The sequence below is a fragment of the Lysobacter capsici genome, assembly GCF_018732085.1.
GTDB lineage: Bacteria > Pseudomonadota > Gammaproteobacteria > Xanthomonadales > Xanthomonadaceae > Lysobacter > Lysobacter capsici_A.
Window position 1 is genome coordinate 5,001,969 of record NZ_CP076103.1, and the last position, 15,160, is coordinate 5,017,128.

At 66.7% G+C, this 15,160-nt stretch carries 16 protein-coding genes; 4 read left to right on the forward strand and 12 right to left on the reverse strand.

What is annotated here, in order from left to right:
• Positions 1-2: 2 nt before the first annotated feature.
• The 11 genes from KME82_RS20830 to KME82_RS20880 all read right to left on the reverse strand — a co-directional run bounded on the left by KME82_RS20830 (position 3) and on the right by KME82_RS20880 (position 12,005).
• On the reverse strand, positions 3-407 hold the full coding sequence (locus KME82_RS20830; protein WP_252255453.1) for an antibiotic biosynthesis monooxygenase family protein: 405 nt from the start codon (positions 405-407) through the stop codon (positions 3-5).
• A 299-nt stretch (positions 408-706) separates the two neighbouring features.
• The gene (trpD, locus tag KME82_RS20835; protein ID WP_215495697.1) at positions 707-1,741 is read right to left on the reverse strand and encodes an anthranilate phosphoribosyltransferase; all 1,035 of its coding nucleotides are present in this window, start codon (positions 1,739-1,741) and stop codon (positions 707-709) included.
• A gap of 133 nt (positions 1,742-1,874) precedes the next feature.
• Positions 1,875-2,456, reverse strand: a complete 582-nt coding sequence (locus tag KME82_RS20840) for an anthranilate synthase component II (RefSeq protein WP_215495698.1) — start codon at positions 2,454-2,456, stop codon at positions 1,875-1,877.
• A gap of 724 nt (positions 2,457-3,180) precedes the next feature.
• Positions 3,181-4,539 (reverse strand): sensor histidine kinase, encoded by a 1,359-nt coding sequence (locus KME82_RS20845; RefSeq protein WP_215495699.1) that lies wholly within the window; start codon positions 4,537-4,539, stop codon positions 3,181-3,183.
• A 34-nt stretch (positions 4,540-4,573) separates the two neighbouring features.
• Positions 4,574-5,248: a response regulator transcription factor gene (locus tag KME82_RS20850; RefSeq protein WP_036104925.1), complete on the reverse strand. Its 675-nt coding sequence runs from the start codon at positions 5,246-5,248 to the stop codon at positions 4,574-4,576.
• A 304-nt stretch (positions 5,249-5,552) separates the two neighbouring features.
• Positions 5,553-5,744 (reverse strand): hypothetical protein, encoded by a 192-nt coding sequence (locus KME82_RS20855; RefSeq protein WP_046657878.1) that lies wholly within the window; start codon positions 5,742-5,744, stop codon positions 5,553-5,555.
• A 776-nt stretch (positions 5,745-6,520) separates the two neighbouring features.
• Entirely contained in the window at positions 6,521-8,011 is a 1,491-nt protein-coding gene (gene trpE, locus KME82_RS20860; protein ID WP_215495700.1) for an anthranilate synthase component I, read from the reverse strand.
• 153 nt (positions 8,012-8,164) lie between these two features.
• Positions 8,165-9,142, reverse strand: coding sequence for a lipid kinase YegS (gene yegS, locus KME82_RS20865; RefSeq protein WP_215495701.1), 978 nt, complete (start codon positions 9,140-9,142; stop codon positions 8,165-8,167).
• 1,190 nt (positions 9,143-10,332) lie between these two features.
• On the reverse strand, positions 10,333-10,806 hold the full coding sequence (gene rraA, locus KME82_RS20870; protein WP_215495702.1) for a ribonuclease E activity regulator RraA: 474 nt from the start codon (positions 10,804-10,806) through the stop codon (positions 10,333-10,335).
• Between the two features lie 25 nt (positions 10,807-10,831).
• Positions 10,832-11,527 carry a ribulose-phosphate 3-epimerase gene (gene rpe, locus KME82_RS20875; protein ID WP_215495703.1) on the reverse strand — a complete coding sequence of 232 codons (696 nt, stop codon included), beginning with the start codon at positions 11,525-11,527 and terminating at the stop codon, positions 10,832-10,834.
• A gap of 145 nt (positions 11,528-11,672) precedes the next feature.
• Positions 11,673-12,005, reverse strand: a complete 333-nt coding sequence (locus tag KME82_RS20880; protein ID WP_215499159.1) for a J domain-containing protein — start codon at positions 12,003-12,005, stop codon at positions 11,673-11,675.
• A gap of 184 nt (positions 12,006-12,189) precedes the next feature.
• On the opposite strand from KME82_RS20880, the gene KME82_RS20885 reads away from it, so the two are divergent.
• The 4 genes from KME82_RS20885 to KME82_RS20900 all read left to right on the forward strand — a co-directional run bounded on the left by KME82_RS20885 (position 12,190) and on the right by KME82_RS20900 (position 14,662).
• Positions 12,190-13,119: a phosphoribosylaminoimidazolesuccinocarboxamide synthase gene (locus KME82_RS20885; RefSeq protein ID WP_215495704.1), complete on the forward strand. Its 930-nt coding sequence runs from the start codon at positions 12,190-12,192 to the stop codon at positions 13,117-13,119.
• A 64-nt stretch (positions 13,120-13,183) separates the two neighbouring features.
• Complete coding sequence (locus KME82_RS20890) at positions 13,184-13,720, forward strand: hypothetical protein (protein ID WP_215495705.1); 537 nt, start codon at positions 13,184-13,186, stop codon at positions 13,718-13,720.
• Positions 13,717-14,052 carry a DMT family transporter gene (locus KME82_RS20895; protein WP_036115472.1) on the forward strand — a complete coding sequence of 112 codons (336 nt, stop codon included), beginning with the start codon at positions 13,717-13,719 and terminating at the stop codon, positions 14,050-14,052. The genes KME82_RS20890 and KME82_RS20895 overlap by 4 nt, the downstream gene beginning before the upstream one ends.
• Positions 14,053-14,167: 115 nt before the next feature.
• Positions 14,168-14,662 (forward strand): DUF962 domain-containing protein, encoded by a 495-nt coding sequence (locus KME82_RS20900; RefSeq protein ID WP_215495706.1) that lies wholly within the window; start codon positions 14,168-14,170, stop codon positions 14,660-14,662.
• 16 nt (positions 14,663-14,678) lie between these two features.
• On the opposite strand, the gene KME82_RS20905 is transcribed toward KME82_RS20900, so the two are convergent.
• Positions 14,679-15,149, reverse strand: coding sequence for a hypothetical protein (locus tag KME82_RS20905; RefSeq protein ID WP_215495707.1), 471 nt, complete (start codon positions 15,147-15,149; stop codon positions 14,679-14,681).
• Positions 15,150-15,160 lie beyond the last annotated feature (11 nt).

The following is a 15,160-nucleotide window of genomic DNA, read 5'->3' on the forward strand; positions in this document are numbered from 1 at the left end:
GATCACTCATGGCGGCCACTGGGCTGGGCATCGCTGGATTGTGCCGTGTCGGCGCGAGCCGCGTCGCGGCTCCAGCCGTAGGCGCGTTCGACCCGGGCGACGCGCAATTCGAACTGCGCGTACCACTCCTTGCGGCCGCGCTCGCGGATCGCGGTGTGTTCCAGGTTGCGCTTCCAGGCCAGGATCGAGGCTTCGTCGGCCCAGTAGCTCACGGTAATGCCGAAGCCGTCGCTGCCGCGGGTCGACTCCACGCCGAGGTAACCGGGCTGCTGCGCGGCCAGTTCGACCATGCGATCGGCGGCTTCGTAGTAGGCGGCGTCGCCTTCGTCGGTGCGCTGGGAGCTGAAGATCACCGCGTAGTACGGGGGCTTGGGGAGGGTGGCGAAGCTGGCTGGCATGGCTGGCATGGCTGGCTCGGGGTTTGGGGTCGGGTAGAGCGAAAGACTTAAGAGCTAAAAGCAAATCCCCCCTGCCCCCCTTTTACAAAGGGGGGAACAGCACGGGTCTAGGGAACATCCGTGCAGCGTGGCGTGAACAGACTTGGCGCATCGCATCGAGTCGAGCCGAATCGCAAGCTCACAGACATCGCTTTGAATCGCACACACAACAAGCGACACCCACCGATCGCCTCGCCGGCATTCCCCCCCTTTGAAAAAGGGGGGCTAGGGGGGATTTGCTTTTCCTCCCAGCCGCGACGCAACCACAATCACCCCGCCGCCAACCGCCGCGTCAGCGCAACGAATTCATCGAGCTTCGCCCGCGCCGCGCCCGAGGCCAACGCCGCGCGCGCACGCTCGATGCCCTCGGCGATGCTCTCGACCACGCCCGCCGCATACAGCGCCGCGCCCGAATTCAAGGCCACGATCTCACGCGGCAAGCCTTCGCGATTTTCCAGCGCCTGCAGCAACAGCACCTTCGATTCATCGGCGTCGTTGACCCGCAGATTGCGGCTGGCCGCCATCGCGATGCCGAAATCCTCCGGATGCACTTCGTACTCGCGCACCACGCCGTCGCGCAATTCGCCGACCAGCGAACCGGCGCCGAGCGAGAGCTCGTCCATGCCGTCGCGGCCCCACACCACCAGCGCACGCTGCGCGCCGAGCTCCTGCAGCACGCGCACCTGGATGCCGACCAGATCGGGATGGAACACGCCCATCAGGATGCTCGGCGCATCGGCCGGATTGGTCAGCGGGCCGAGGATGTTGAACAAGGTGCGCACGCCCATCTCGCGCCGCACCGGCGCGACCACCTTCATCGCCGGGTGATGCACCGGCGCGAACATGAAACCGATCCCGGCCTGCTCGATGCACTGGCCGACCTGCTCGGGTTGCAGCTCGATCGCCGCGCCCAGCGCTTCGAGCACGTCGGCGCTGCCGGACTTCGACGACACGCTGCGGTTGCCGTGCTTGGCGACCTTGGCCCCGGCCGCAGCGACCACGAACATGCTCGCGGTGGAAATATTGAAGGTATGCGCGCCGTCGCCGCCGGTGCCGACGATGTCGACCAGATGGGTGCGATCGGCGACCTGCACCGGCCGCGCGAATTCGCGCAGCACCGTCGCCGCGCCCGCGATCTCGCCGATGGTTTCCTTCTTGACCCGCAAGCCGGTGAGGATCGCCGCGGTCATGGTCGGCGACACTTCGCCGCGCATGATCGTGCGCATCAACTCGACCATTTCGTCGTGGAAGATTTCGCGGTGCTCGATGGTGCGTTGCAGGGCTTCTTGAGGGGTCATGGGCATGCGGTCGCCTGCGGCTGTGGATCGGGAATCGGGAATCGGGAATCGAGAATCGAGAATCGAGAATCGAGAATCGAAGAGGCTTTTCGAATCGACGCTTGCTGCGCAATCGCGTTCGATCCGGCTATCGCCCGCTTCAGCGCTGCAGGAAATTGCGCAGCAACGCATGCCCGTGCTCGGTCTTGATCGACTCGGGATGGAACTGCACGCCTTCGACCGGATGCTCGCGATGGCGCAGTCCCATGATCTCCTCGAAACGGCCGTCCTCGTACTCGGTCCAGGCGGTGATCTCCAGGCTCTCGGGCAGGCTGTCGCGCGACACCACCAGCGAGTGATAGCGCGTGGCCTCGTAGGCGTCGGGCAAACCGGCGAACACGCCGCGGCCTTCGTGGCGGATGTGCGAAGTCTTGCCGTGCATGATGTGCTTGGCGCGGATCACCTCGCCGCCGTAGGCCTGGCCCAGGCTCTGATGGCCGAGGCAGACGCCGAAGATCGGCGTGTTCGGCCCGAGCCGGCGGATCACTTCGAGCGATACGCCGGCGTTGTCGGGCGTGCTCGGGCCGGGCGAAATCACGATGCGTTCGGGCGCGAGTCGTTCGATCTCGTCCACCGACAACTCGTCGTTGCGGATCACCTTCACTTGCGCGCCCAACGACTGCAGGTACTGCACGATGTTGTAGGTAAAGCTGTCGTAGTTGTCGATCATCAAAACGGACATGACGCGCCTCGAATGCGGGTGGTGCGTGGAGTGCCTGGACGACACACGTCGCCGGGGGACGACCGTGAGGCCGGTCCCGGCATCGTGCCTGCGAAGGATTGCGCCGATTGCGACGCCGCCGCGGCGCGGCGAACCGGCCCCTGCCCTCGCCTGCCGGACGCGGCCGCCAGCCCGCCATTATCGCGATTGCGAACGGGCCGGGGCAGTGACTGGGGACGGGAATCGCCGGGTCCGGCCGCCAGGGCCGAATCGGATGAGATGAGATCGGACGGCGTCGGATCGGGTGAAACCCGGTCCGGCCGGAGCAGCGTGGTTGCGATCGGATCGGGCGCTGCCGCGACGGGGACGCGCCGGCGGCGCTCAGCGGCCGCAGGGGTGGAACGATTGGGCGGGGTCACGCAGGCATTCCTCGAAAGACGACGGCACGGGGACGGAGGCGGCACGCCACCATCGCCAGCCCTGGCCGGCCTTCGGGGAATTGTGCGGAATCGCGCGGAGCTTCATGGGCCTACTGTAACGGCTGGATCGGGGTTTGTGCGACCGCGGGCGGTTACCCGTCATCGCCTCAACGACCGGCGCCGTCCCGTATCCGACTGTAGGAGCGGCGCAAGCTGCGACCACGCCAATTCAATTACGGCGCAAGGCCCGCCGTGGCGCAGTAGTTGCATTGGCGCGGTCGCGGCTCGCGCCGCTCCTACAGTCGCAATCCCAGGCCCGGACGGACTCAATCCTCCACCGCCCCCAACGTCACCCGCACCCGCAGCCCCGGATGGTTGTCGAGCAAGGCGATATGCCCGCCATGACGATGCAGGATCGCCCGCACCAGGCTCATGCCCAGGCCGGTGCCGGGCGAACCGCGATGGGTCTCCAGGCGCTGGAAGCGATCGAACACCCGCGCCCGGTCCTCGGCCGGAATGCCCGGGCCGCGATCGTCGATCTGCAGCACGATCGCCTGCCGCTCGCGCTGCAGGCCCAGCCGCACCTCGGTGTCGGCCGGCGCGTACTTGACCGCGTTGTCGAGCAGATTGACCAGCATCTGGAACAACTGGTCGGCATCGCCGCGCACCCGCGCGCCGCCCGGCGAAGGCAGCTCGGTGGTCAGGGCGATGCCGCGTTCGGCGGCGATCGGCGTGTACAACTCGGCCGCATCGCGGACCAGGTCGGCCAGGTCGAGTTCGGGTTCGTCGTGCACCGGCGGCTGCGCCTCGATCCGCGCCAGGCGCAGCAGCGCGCCGAACGAATGCAGCAGTTGATCGGTCTCGCCGATCGCCGCGTCCAGACGCGCGGCGGCGTCGGCGTCCTGTTCGCGCTGACGCGCCTCCTCCAGGCGATTGCGCAGCCGGGTCAGCGGCGTGCGCAGGTCGTGGGCGATGTGGTCGGTGGCGTGACGCACACCGCCGAGCAATTCCTCGATCCGGTCGAGCATGGCGTTGAAGCGTCGCGCGAGCCGGTCGAAGGCATCGTCGCTGCCGTCCAGGCGCGCGCGCAGGTCCAGCTCGCCGCCGCCGACGCGCTCGGCGGTGTTGTCCAGATGCCGCAGCCGGCGCGAGACCCAGCGCGAGGTCATCCAGCCGATCAACGCGCCCAGGCTGGCCGCGACCAGCAGCGCCGCCAACGCCGTGCGCAGCATCAAGCCCAGGAAGCGGTCCTGGCTGCGGGTGCGGGTGCCGGTCAACAAGGTGGTGCCGTCGGGCAGGCGCAGCAGTTGCGCGACCACGCGCAGATCGCCGTCGCCGCTGTGTTCGGTGAACTCGATCCAATGCGCGCCGCGACGATGGTTTGGCACCGGCGTGTTGCCGGCGACCACGCGGCCGTCGGGCGCGGTCAGCGCGTAGACCGCATCGGGATCGTCGTCGGAGGCGATGCGGTCGCGCAGCTCGGCCAGCAATGCCGCGCCGCCGTCGTCCTGGTACATCTCGACCAGTCCGGCCGCGTCGACCTTGACCAGTTCGCGCGCGTCCTGGATCAGCATCGCCGACACCGCGTAATGCACGCCGATGCCGAGCAACACGAACGCGAACAGGAACGACGCGGTAACCGCCAGGGCCAGGCGCGCGCTGGTCGAGCGCGGCATCAGGCGCATGCGCGGCGCTCGCCTGCGGTGATGCGCGGGCGGCTCATGCGCCCAACCGGTAACCGGCGCCGCGCACGGTGTGCAGCAACGGCCGCGGATAGCCCTGGTCGATCTTCTGCCGCAGGCGGCTGATGTGCACGTCGATGACGTTGGTCTGCGGGTCGAAGTGATAGTCCCAGACCGCTTCGAGCAACATGGTCCGGGTGACCACGCGTTCGGCCTGGCGCATCAGGTATTCGAGCAGGCGGAACTCGCGCGGCTGCAGCTCGATGCGCTTGTCGCCGCGGCGCGCTTCGCGGCTGAGCAAGTCGAGTTCGAGATCTGCCACGCGCAGGCGGGTCGGTTCGCTGCCGCCGGCGCTGCCGCGGCGCAGGATGCTGTCCAGGCGCGCGCTCAGTTCGGCGTAGGCGAACGGCTTGACCAGGTAATCGTCGGCGCCGGCGCGCAGGCCTTCGACCCGGTGGTCGACTTCGCCCAGCGCGGTCAGCAGCAGCACCGGCGTGCGGTTGCCGGCGCCGCGCAAGGTCTGCAGCAGCACCAGGCCGTCGAGCGCGGGCAGCATGCGGTCGAGCACGATCGCATCGAAGCTTTCGGTGGTGGCCAGGAACAAGCCGTCGCGGCCGTTGTCGGCGTGATCGACGGTATGGCCGTCTTCGCGCAGGCCCTTGGCGATGAAGCTGGCGGTGTGGGGATCGTCTTCGACGAGCAGGACGCGCATGCCGACTCCGCGATCGCGACGGTGCATGAAGGAAAGGACGCCGACAGGATACCGCGCTGGCCGGGAACCACGGCGATGGCCGGCGCCGGGCCGCGGCGGTCGTCGCGCCGGGGAAAAATCGCCCGCCGGACGGACCGGCGGGGCAAGCCGAACACACTAGCGAAAGCGGAACACGGGATCACACGATCGTTCGACCGTCGTCGCGGTCGCTTCAATAAAGGACACCCCGCCGGCTCGCGCCGGCGGGGTGTCGGGGACCCACGCCGACGATGCGTGGGGCTCGGGGGAGCAGGCTCGCGAAGGATCAGTTCGAGGCAGGCGCCGCCGCTTCGGCGGCCGGCGCGGCCTTGGCCGACTTCTTGGCCTTGTGATGCTTGTGCTTGACGGTCTTGGCGGCCGGCGCGGCGGTACCGGCGGTGGTCGCCGGCGCGGCGGCGAACGCGGAACCGGCGAACGCGGTCAGGGCGACGGCAATCAGGGCGTTGCGAACGTTCATGTGAGGCTCCAGGGGATTCGAGGGGGTGGGAGGTTTGGCCGGTGGGGTGGGCCCCATCGCGAAGCCAGATTGCGCCCCGGGCCTTCGCCTCGAGCTTTCCGCTGGATGAACTATTTTTAATGTGGCGCGGCGATTGCGTCCGGGCGATCGCCGCGACTTCGGACCGACGTCACATCTTGATTGGCGCGGTCGCGGCTTGCGCCGCTCCTATAGTCGTCACCCCGACATCCGTCGCGACTCACGGCAGCCTCCTGTAGGAGCTGCGCAAGCTGCGACCGCGAATTGCCGATAACCGGCGCAACACGACGTGAGCGACTATCGTGATGTCTAACCAACGTCGTAGTCGCAATGGCGCGGTCGCGGCTTGCGCCGCTCCTACAGTCGCCACCCGAAACTCGTCGCAACTCACGGCAACCCCCTGTAGGAGTTGCGCAAGCTGCGACCGCGAATTGTCGATAACCGGCGCAACACGACGCGAGCGACCATTGCCACGTTCAACCAACGCCGTAATCGCAATGGCGCGGTCGCGGCTTGCGCCGCTCCTACAGTCGCCACCCGAAACTCGTCGCAACTCACGGCAGCCTGCTGTAGGAGCTGCGTGAGCTGCGACCACGAATTGCCGATGACCGGCGCAACACGACGTGAGCGACCATCGTGATGCCTGACCAACGTCGTAGTCGCAATGGCGCGATCGCGGCTCACGCCGCTCCTACAGTCGCCATTCCGACAGGCATCGCAACTCACGACGGTGCAAACGCCGCCGTCGCCTAACGCGCTTAAAGCCCGCGCGCCGCCTCGGCCACCGCCCGGAACAAAGCGCGACCCTTGCTCATCGTCTCTTCCCACTCCTTCTGCGGATCGGAGTCGTAGACGATGCCGGCGCCGGCCTGCACGTGCAGGCGGCCGTCCTGGATCACGGCGGTGCGGATCGCGATCGCGGTGTCGGCGTCGCCATGCCAGCCGATGTAGCCGACCGCGCCGGAATACACGTTGCGCTTGACCGGTTCGAATTCGCGGATGACTTCCAGCGCGCGGATCTTCGGCGCGCCGCTGACGGTGCCGGCCGGAAACGTCGCGCGCAGCACGTCGGCGTAGCTCATGTCCGGCTTCAGCTGACCGGTGACTTCGCTGACGATGTGCATCACGTGGCTGTAGCGCTCGATGCCGAACTGCTCGCCGACTTCGACCGTGCCCGGCAACGACACCCGGCCGACGTCGTTGCGGCCCAGGTCGATCAGCATCAGGTGCTCGGCGCGCTCCTTCGGATCGGCCAGCAATTCGATTTCCAGCGCGTTGTCTTCTTCCACCGTCTTGCCGCGCGGACGGGTGCCGGCGATCGGACGCACGGTGACTTCGCCGTCCTGCAGGCGCACCAGGATTTCAGGCGACGAACCGACCACCTGGGTGCCGCCGACATCGAGGAAATACATGTACGGCGACGGGTTCAACGCGCGCAGCGCGCGATACACGTCGACCGGGCGCGCCTTGAACGGCACGCTGAGCCGCTGCGACAGCACCACCTGGAAAATATCGCCGGCGCGGATCAGTTCCTTGGCCTTCTCGACCGCGTCGATGAAGCCTTCGCGGGTGAAACCGGAAACGAAATCGCCTTCGTCCAGACCGGCCGGGTCGAGCGTTTCCGGATAGCCCGCGCCGCCGATGCGCAGCCGATGGACCAGCTGATCGAGCCGGCGATTGGCGCGTGCGAACGCCTGCGGCTCGCGCGGGTCGGCATGCACGATCAGGTACAGCCGGCCCTTGAGGTTGTCGAACACCGCCAGTTCTTCGCTCTGCATCAGCAGGATGTCGGGCGTGCCCAGTTCGTCGGGCTTGTAGCTGCCGTCGGGCTGCGGACCGGCCAGGCGCGGCTCGATGTACTGGATGCATTCGAAGCCGAACCAGCCGACCAAGCCGCCGGCGAAACCCGGCAGGCCGTCGATCTTGGGCACGCGGTACTCGGTGCGCAGGCGTTCGACTTCGGCGAAAGGGTCTTCGACCTGACGGCTGTCGACCAGTTCGCCGTGTTCGGACACGAACAAGGTGTGGCCGGCGAACGCGTACACGCGCTGCGCGGGCAGGCCGATGATCGAGTAGCGGCCGAAGCGTTCGCCGCCTTCGACCGATTCGAACAGGTAGGTGTGCGGGCCGTCGGCGAGCTTGAGATAGACCGACAGCGGCGTGTCGAGGTCGGACAGCACCTCGCGCACGACGGGAATACGGGTATAGCCGTTAGCGGCCTGTTGCTGGAAAAGTTCGTGCGAGATCACGCGGCGGTTCCTTCATGGACGAGTGGGCAGGAGCGAGGATGGCTTGCGGCCACCATCGCCAACCCACGTCGGCGCAAAAGGAATGCGGGTTCGCCCAGGCTTTCATGGCGCTCACTGTAACTGCTTCGCCGACCGTGCGCGACGGTCCGGCGGCTAGCGGCCGGACTCGGTCGCGAGCGCGCCCGGCAGCGCCTGCGCCGCGGTGGCCGACAGCAACGGGCAGTCCGCGGGCAGGTGCATGCGCAACCGCGCCGGTACGCAATCGATGCGGAAATGATGCGAGTGCACCGGTTCGCCGTCGAGGTTGAGGGTGAGCCCCTGCGGCGAATCGATTTCGACGTATTTCAGTTGCGCGCGCGCGGCGACGCGGTCGAGCGCGGCGTGCTTGCCTTCGGTCAGCAGGGTGCGCACGGTCGCGCCGACTTCGCCCGACAGCTCCGGGACCACGGTCACGTCGAGCAGGCCGTCGTCGATCAGCGCATCCGGGCACAGCGCCTGGCCGCCGCCGGCCTGCTTGCCGTTGCCGATGCCCAGGGCGATGAAGTCGCCTTCCCATTCGAAGCCGTCGCCGTGCAGGCGCGCGCGCATCGGCTCGATCTTGCCGAGCTTGGAGATGCCGGTGACCAAGTAGGCCAGTCCGCCCAGCATTTTCTTCAATCCCGCATCGGTCTCGATCGTCACCTGGGTGCCGAACCCGCCGCTGGCCAGATTGGCGGCCCAGTGCAGCCCGTCGGGCGCCTCCAGCCGGATCAGGTCGATCGGCCGCGGCGGCTGTCGATCGATCAGGTCCAGGGCCTGCGCCGGGTCGGTTGGAATCAGCGCGGCGCTGGCGAAATCGTTGGCGGTGCCGAGCGGGACCAAGCCCAGCGAGGGCAGCGCATCGGCCGATTCGTCGCGATGGGCGAGCGTGGTCGCCACTTCGCTGAGGGTGCCGTCGCCGCCGGCGGCGACGATGGTGGCAACACCGTCGGCGATCGCTTCGGACACGTAGCGTTCGGCGTCGCCGCTTTCCCAGGTGACCCGCACGTCGAGGCCGATGCCGCGATCGCGGATGGCGGCGACGGCTTCGCGCAGGGCTTCATCGCCGGCGGACTTGCCGTTGAGGATCAATCGCCAGCGGGGTTTGGGCATGGGGTTCGGGGTCCGTGGAGGAGTCGCGAGGCTAGCAGCGCCGCGCGCAAGGCAAGTGAATTGCGGATACGCGAAGTGTGTCACACACCTGTCATCATCCATCCGGAATATAGGAGGCCATATCAGGGACGACGGGCGGAGGCTGGATTGCCTCCAAATATTCCAGACGCGGGCCGAGAGGCCCGCGTTTTTCGTTTTGGGGAACCGACCTCGCTGAGGTCCGCGTGCGGCTCCTTGTCCGGCACCGGACGCGTGTTCGGCTGTTTGGCCACGAACGATTGAATGGTCGGCAAGCACACGGCCCTGGCATCCACTCTAGCGTTGACTTGGCCTTCTTTGCCTTTGGCCTTTGGCCTTTGCCTTGAACCTGAAGCCACGCAATTCATCCAGCGCTGCGAGGCTTGTAACTCGCGTTAGCAAAAGCACACCCGGAGGGCGGCGCACATGGATGTGCGCCGTGCGCCACCGAGACAGGATGTCTCGTGTGGCGCATGCCTGCGTCGGCAGCGATCGTGCGGCTTTTGATTCGAAACAGGAACGCCTTTTTCTTTGGTGACTTTTGACCGAAGGGAATCCAGACGGACTTTTGTGGCTCTGGACAAAAGAAAGTTACCCGCCGCTTTAGTGGCGGAAGCTTTTGATCCTGCTGGAAGCTTTAAAGGCTTTAGAGCTTTTGAAGCCGAAGGCAAGATCAACAGCTTTCGTCCGCAAGCGGCCGAGTTACTTTCTTTTGTCAAAAGCGACAAAAGAAAGGTAACCAAAGAAAAACGCTTTTTCTTGAATCAAGTGCCCGCAAGTGCGGAGCTTTCGCGGGCACGCGCCACACGGGACATCCATGTCCCGGTGGCGCGCGACGCGCATCCCTGCGCGTCGCCCTCCGGGTGTGCTTTTGTTCTCGCGAGTTACAAGCGTCGCAGCGCTAGATGGACTGCGCGACTTCATGCCCAAGCGAAAGCCACATGGCCTACCTGTAGGAGCTGCGCAAGCTGCGACCGCGCCATCACGGCAACGTCGCAACCTGCGTCGTAGCTGCATTCCCGCAGTCGCAGCTTGCGCAGCTCCTACAGCGAGGAACGCAACATGCGCGAAGCAATTGTCACTGCGGCCCATGCGACATCACGCATCGCAAAATGCTCAGCCGGGTCCGCCGCGGCCAACCCACGCGTACGCGACAACACCGCACTGCGAACTCAACCCAAGACACCGTCCGCCAATACCACCCCATCGGCATCCGCGCACAACCACTCCCCCGGACGAATCACCAACCCACCGAACTCCACAGGCACATCGCGCAACCCTTGCCCCAGCTTGTCGGTCTTGCGCGGACACGTCCCCAGCGCCTTGACGCCGAGCGCCATCGCCCCGATCGCCGCGCTGTCACGGATCGCGCCGAACACCACCACGCCCGCCCAACCGTTCTCCAGCGCCTTGGCCGCGAGCAGATCGCCGAGCATCGACCGGCGCATCGAACCGCCGCCGTCGATCACCAGCACCCGGCCATTGCCGGGTTCGGCAACGGCATCGCGCACCCGCGAGTTGTCTTCGTAGGCCTTGATCGTGCTGACGATGCCGTCGAAGCCGATGCGGCCGCCGTAATCGCGCAGCGGCAACTCGAGCACGCGCACCTGCGCGTCATGGTGATCGCACAGGTCGCAGGTGTTCATGGTTACGCCCTTATTCGCAGTGTGCTCAACGACGCACGGCGGCGACCGCGTCCTTCATGCTCGCGATCACCTCGCCGTAGCCGTGCTGCTGCGCGCCCGGCGCATTGAAGATCGCCGAACCCGCAACGAAGGTATCCGCGCCGGCCGCAGCGATCTCGGCGATGTTGTCGGTCTTGACCCCGCCATCGATCTCCAGGCGGATCGCGCGACCGCTGTTGTCGATGCGCTCGCGCACCTTGCGCAGCTTGTCGAGCGCGGACGGGATGAAGCTCTGGCCGCCGAAGCCGGGGTTGACCGACATCAGCAGCACCAGGTCGAGATCGTCGAGCACCCAGTCGAGCACTTCGATCGGCGTCGCCGGGTTCAGCACCAGGCCCGCGCCGCAGCCGTGCGACTTGATCAGCTGGATGGTGCGGTGGACGTGCTGGCTGGCTTCGGGATGGAAGCTGATCGTGCTCGCGCCGGCCTTGGCGAAGTCCGGGACGATGCGATCGACCGGGTCGACCATCAGATGCACGTCGATCGGCGCGGTCACGCCGTGCTTGCGCAAGGCTTCGCAGACCAGCGGGCCGATGGTCAGGTTGGGCACGTAGTGGTTGTCCATGACGTCGAAATGGACCCAGTCGGCGCCGGCCTTGAGCACGTTGTCGACTTCTTCGCCGAGCTTGGCGAAATTGGCCGAGAGGATCGAGGGGGCGATGACGGTGGATTGCGTGGTCATGGGCGCTGCCGGCGGGAGATGCGGGTATTGTCGCCTTGCTTGGCACCGCAGGCAAAAAAGCCAGGAACGAGTGCACAGGAGTGAGGAAGAGCGCCAGGTGAGCCGCCCTTACTCACTCGTCGCTCCTGTGAACTCGTTTTTCGCCTCAACGTCGGCGCAAGGCCTTGATCCGGTCGTAGGCGCGATTGATCTCGCGCGCCTTGATCTCAGCCTGCTGGCGGACCTCGGGGGCGGCGTTGGCGACCCGGTCGGGGTGGTATTGCGAAATCAGCCGCCGGTAGGCCTGTTCGACCTCGCCGTCGCTGGCGTCCGCGGTCAGGCCCAGCGCCAGGTACGGGTTGTCGCCGCGCAGCTTGAACCAGTCGGTGTCGAAGGCGTGGCCGATCAGCAGGCCGACGATCGCGCCGAACAGGGGGCTGCCGCGCATCAGCGCGATCCCGGCCACGACCCCCAGCAATTTGCCGTACCAGCGATTCATCCAGCCGCCTCGCGCCGTCCAGCCGGGCCCGCGAGGGCCGAAGCGTCGCAGTTTACCCGCCCGGACCTGCACGCGGCCGGCCAGCCGGCGTACACTGCCCGGCCCCGTCGCGCAGGCGCGCGAGCCGAACGGCTCCGGGCGCAGGGCGATGGAGGGTTTCTGTACCGCCATCAGGGGTCCCACGTTGACGACCACACTGCTGCAATCCGAACTGCCCGGCCTGCCCTTGCGCCACCGCGGCAAGGTCCGCGATGTCTACGATCTGCCCGCCGACCGCCTGCCCGCGGGCGCCGCGCCCGGCGGCGACTGCCTGCTGATGGTCGCCACCGACCGCCTCAGCGCCTTCGACGTGGTCCTGCCGGACCCGATCCCGGGCAAGGGCGAGATGCTGTGCCAGATCAGTAATTTCTGGTTCGGCAAGACCGCGCACATCATTCCCAACCACCTGACCGGCATCGACGTCGCCGCGGTCCTGCCGCCCGGTGTCGACCCCGCGCTGTACGCCCGGCGCACGGTGGTGACCAAGCGGCTGAAACCGGTGGCGATCGAATGCATCGCGCGCGGCTACGTGATCGGCAGCGGCTGGAAGGACTACCAGCGCACCGGCCGCATCAGCGGCATCGCCCTGCCCAGCGGCCTGCGTCAGGCCGAAAAACTGGCCGAGCCGATCTTCACCCCCTCGACCAAGGCCGCGGTCGGCGATCACGACGAGAACATCGACTTCGACACCGCGGTGCGCACGGTCGGCGCCGAACTGGCCGAAGCGGTGCGCGACGCGACCTTGCGCTTGTACCGCTACGCCGCCGATTTCGCGGCCGAGCGCGGCATCCTGCTGGCCGACACCAAGTTCGAGTTCGGCACCGACGCCGACGGCCGTCTGTACGTGATGGACGAGATGCTGACGCCGGACTCCTCGCGCTACTGGCCGGCCGACGAATACCAGGTCGGCACCAGCCCGCCGAGCTACGACAAGCAGTTCGTGCGCGACTACCTGGAAACGCTGGGCTGGGACAAGACCCCGCCGGGGCCGAATCTGCCGGCCGAGGTGATCGAGCGCACTCGGGCGAAGTATGCCGAGGCCTTGCAGAAGTTGGCGGGGATATCGGTGGATTGATTGAACGAAGGGGGCCGCGAAAGCGGCCCTTTTTGTTTGTGGGGTGAAGGTTGCTTGAGGGGACTTGGCTGCGGCTACGACTAAGCTCAGAGCAAGAGCCCCCCTACCCCCCTTTTTCAAACGGGGAAAAGCGGTTGCGCACGAGGTCGAGTGGGCGCTGCGGACTGATTCGCGCAGCAACTCCCGCCGCGATGCAATTGCCGCCGCCGTTACCAACGCCGTTGCTGTTTCTGAAGCTATTTCTGAAGCTATTTCTGTTGCTTTTGCCTTTGCCTTTGCCTTTGCTGTTGCTTTTGCCTTTGCTGTTTCTGCTGTTTTTTCTGCCGCCTCTCTGTTGCCTTTGCTGTTGCTGTTCCCCCCCTTTGAAAAAGGGGGGCAGGGGGGATTTGCTTCTGCTTTGCTTTGCTTTGCGTTTGCTTCCCCCGCCCCACGCCCACCACCTTCCCGCATCCACTCCCCAACTGTCACCTGCTTTACAGACCCCACCCCACAAACCCGCAACACTGCCCGCAAGGCGCCATCCCGCGCCGCCTTCGCCGCCCGCCGACGCCATGCGCGCTACCCTGCCGACCTCGCCTCACGCGGATCGCCCCCGGCATGAACATCGGCTACCTGTACCTCGCCATCGCCATCGCCGCGGAAGTCGTCGCGACCAGCGCGCTCAAGGCCTCGGAGGGGTTTACCAAGGCCGGGCCGACCCTGATCGTCGCGGCCGGCTACGGCGTCGCCTTCTACTTCCTGTCGCTGGTGCTCAAGAGCGTGCCGGTCGGGGTCGCCTATGCGATCTGGTCCGGGGTCGGCATCGTCCTGATCGCCGCCATCGGCTGGCTGTTCATGAAACAGAGCCTCGACGCGGGCGCGATCGCCGGTATTTCGCTGATCGTCGCCGGGGTGATCGTGATCCAGCTATTCTCGAAATCCGCGGCGCACTAGCCGCGCCGCGCGCGCCGTCCTTGCGCGCGAATACCGATTCACGCGCGCCGATCGCGCACACGCCAGCCACCGCCGCGCGGGCTTCGCGCCCGCCACGCACCACCGGGAGCCGCCCATGAGCACCGTCGCGCAAACCTCGTTCGAAACCCGTCCGATCGACCGCTGGTTCGCCAGTTATTCCAGCGATCACCGCAACGCCACCAACCAGCGCATCCACGTGTTCGCGGTGCCGGCGATCCTGTGGAGCGTGATCGCGCTGCTGTGGTGCATCCCCGCGCCGGGCACTTGGTTCAAGCCCGGCATCTGGGCGGCCATGGCGATGTTCGCGGCGATGCTGTTCTACTACCGCGCCTCGCGCAAACTCGGCCTGGGCATGTTCGTGCAGTTCGGCGTGTTCGCCTGGATCACGCACTGGATCGCGCTGTCGTTCGGGCTGACGGTGTTGCTGTGGTCGGCGGTCGGCGTGTTCGTGATCGCCTGGATCGCGCAGTTCATCGGCCACAAGATCGAAGGCAAGAAGCCGAGCTTCCTCACCGACCTGACCTATCTGCTGATCGGCCCGGCCTGGGTGCTGGCGAAGCTGTATCGCAAGCTGGGGTGGTCGTACTGAGAGGCCGGGATTCAGGTCAGAAGAAAATCATCCCCGGCTCGCGGCTCACCACATAGGTCTGCGCCGCCACCACGATCAACTCGGTGGTCAGACACCACGCCATCGCGCAGGCCACCGACCAGCCAGCGACACGCCAATACTTCGGCGGCCGCCGGCCTTCGTCGCGCATCGTTTGATGGATGGCGAACGCCAGGGCCGCCAGTAGCACCAGAAAGCCCACCGGCAGCACGGCGCTGCGCGGCAGCGCGCTGAGCATCCACATCGTCAACGGGCTGATCGCGATCAAGATCACCGCGGCGATCTGCACCGCGGTCATCGCCGGCGCGTAACCGCCACGCGAGCCCAGCGTCCGGCGAGACATCAGGTTGAGCACACCGGCCACGGGCACCAGCCACAAGCCCAGCACCCCGAGCAGCAAGGCCATGACCTTCACCGCCAGCCACGCCGCGCTGAACAACGCGCCCATTGCGAATCCGATCTGCGACATGGCCCGTCTCC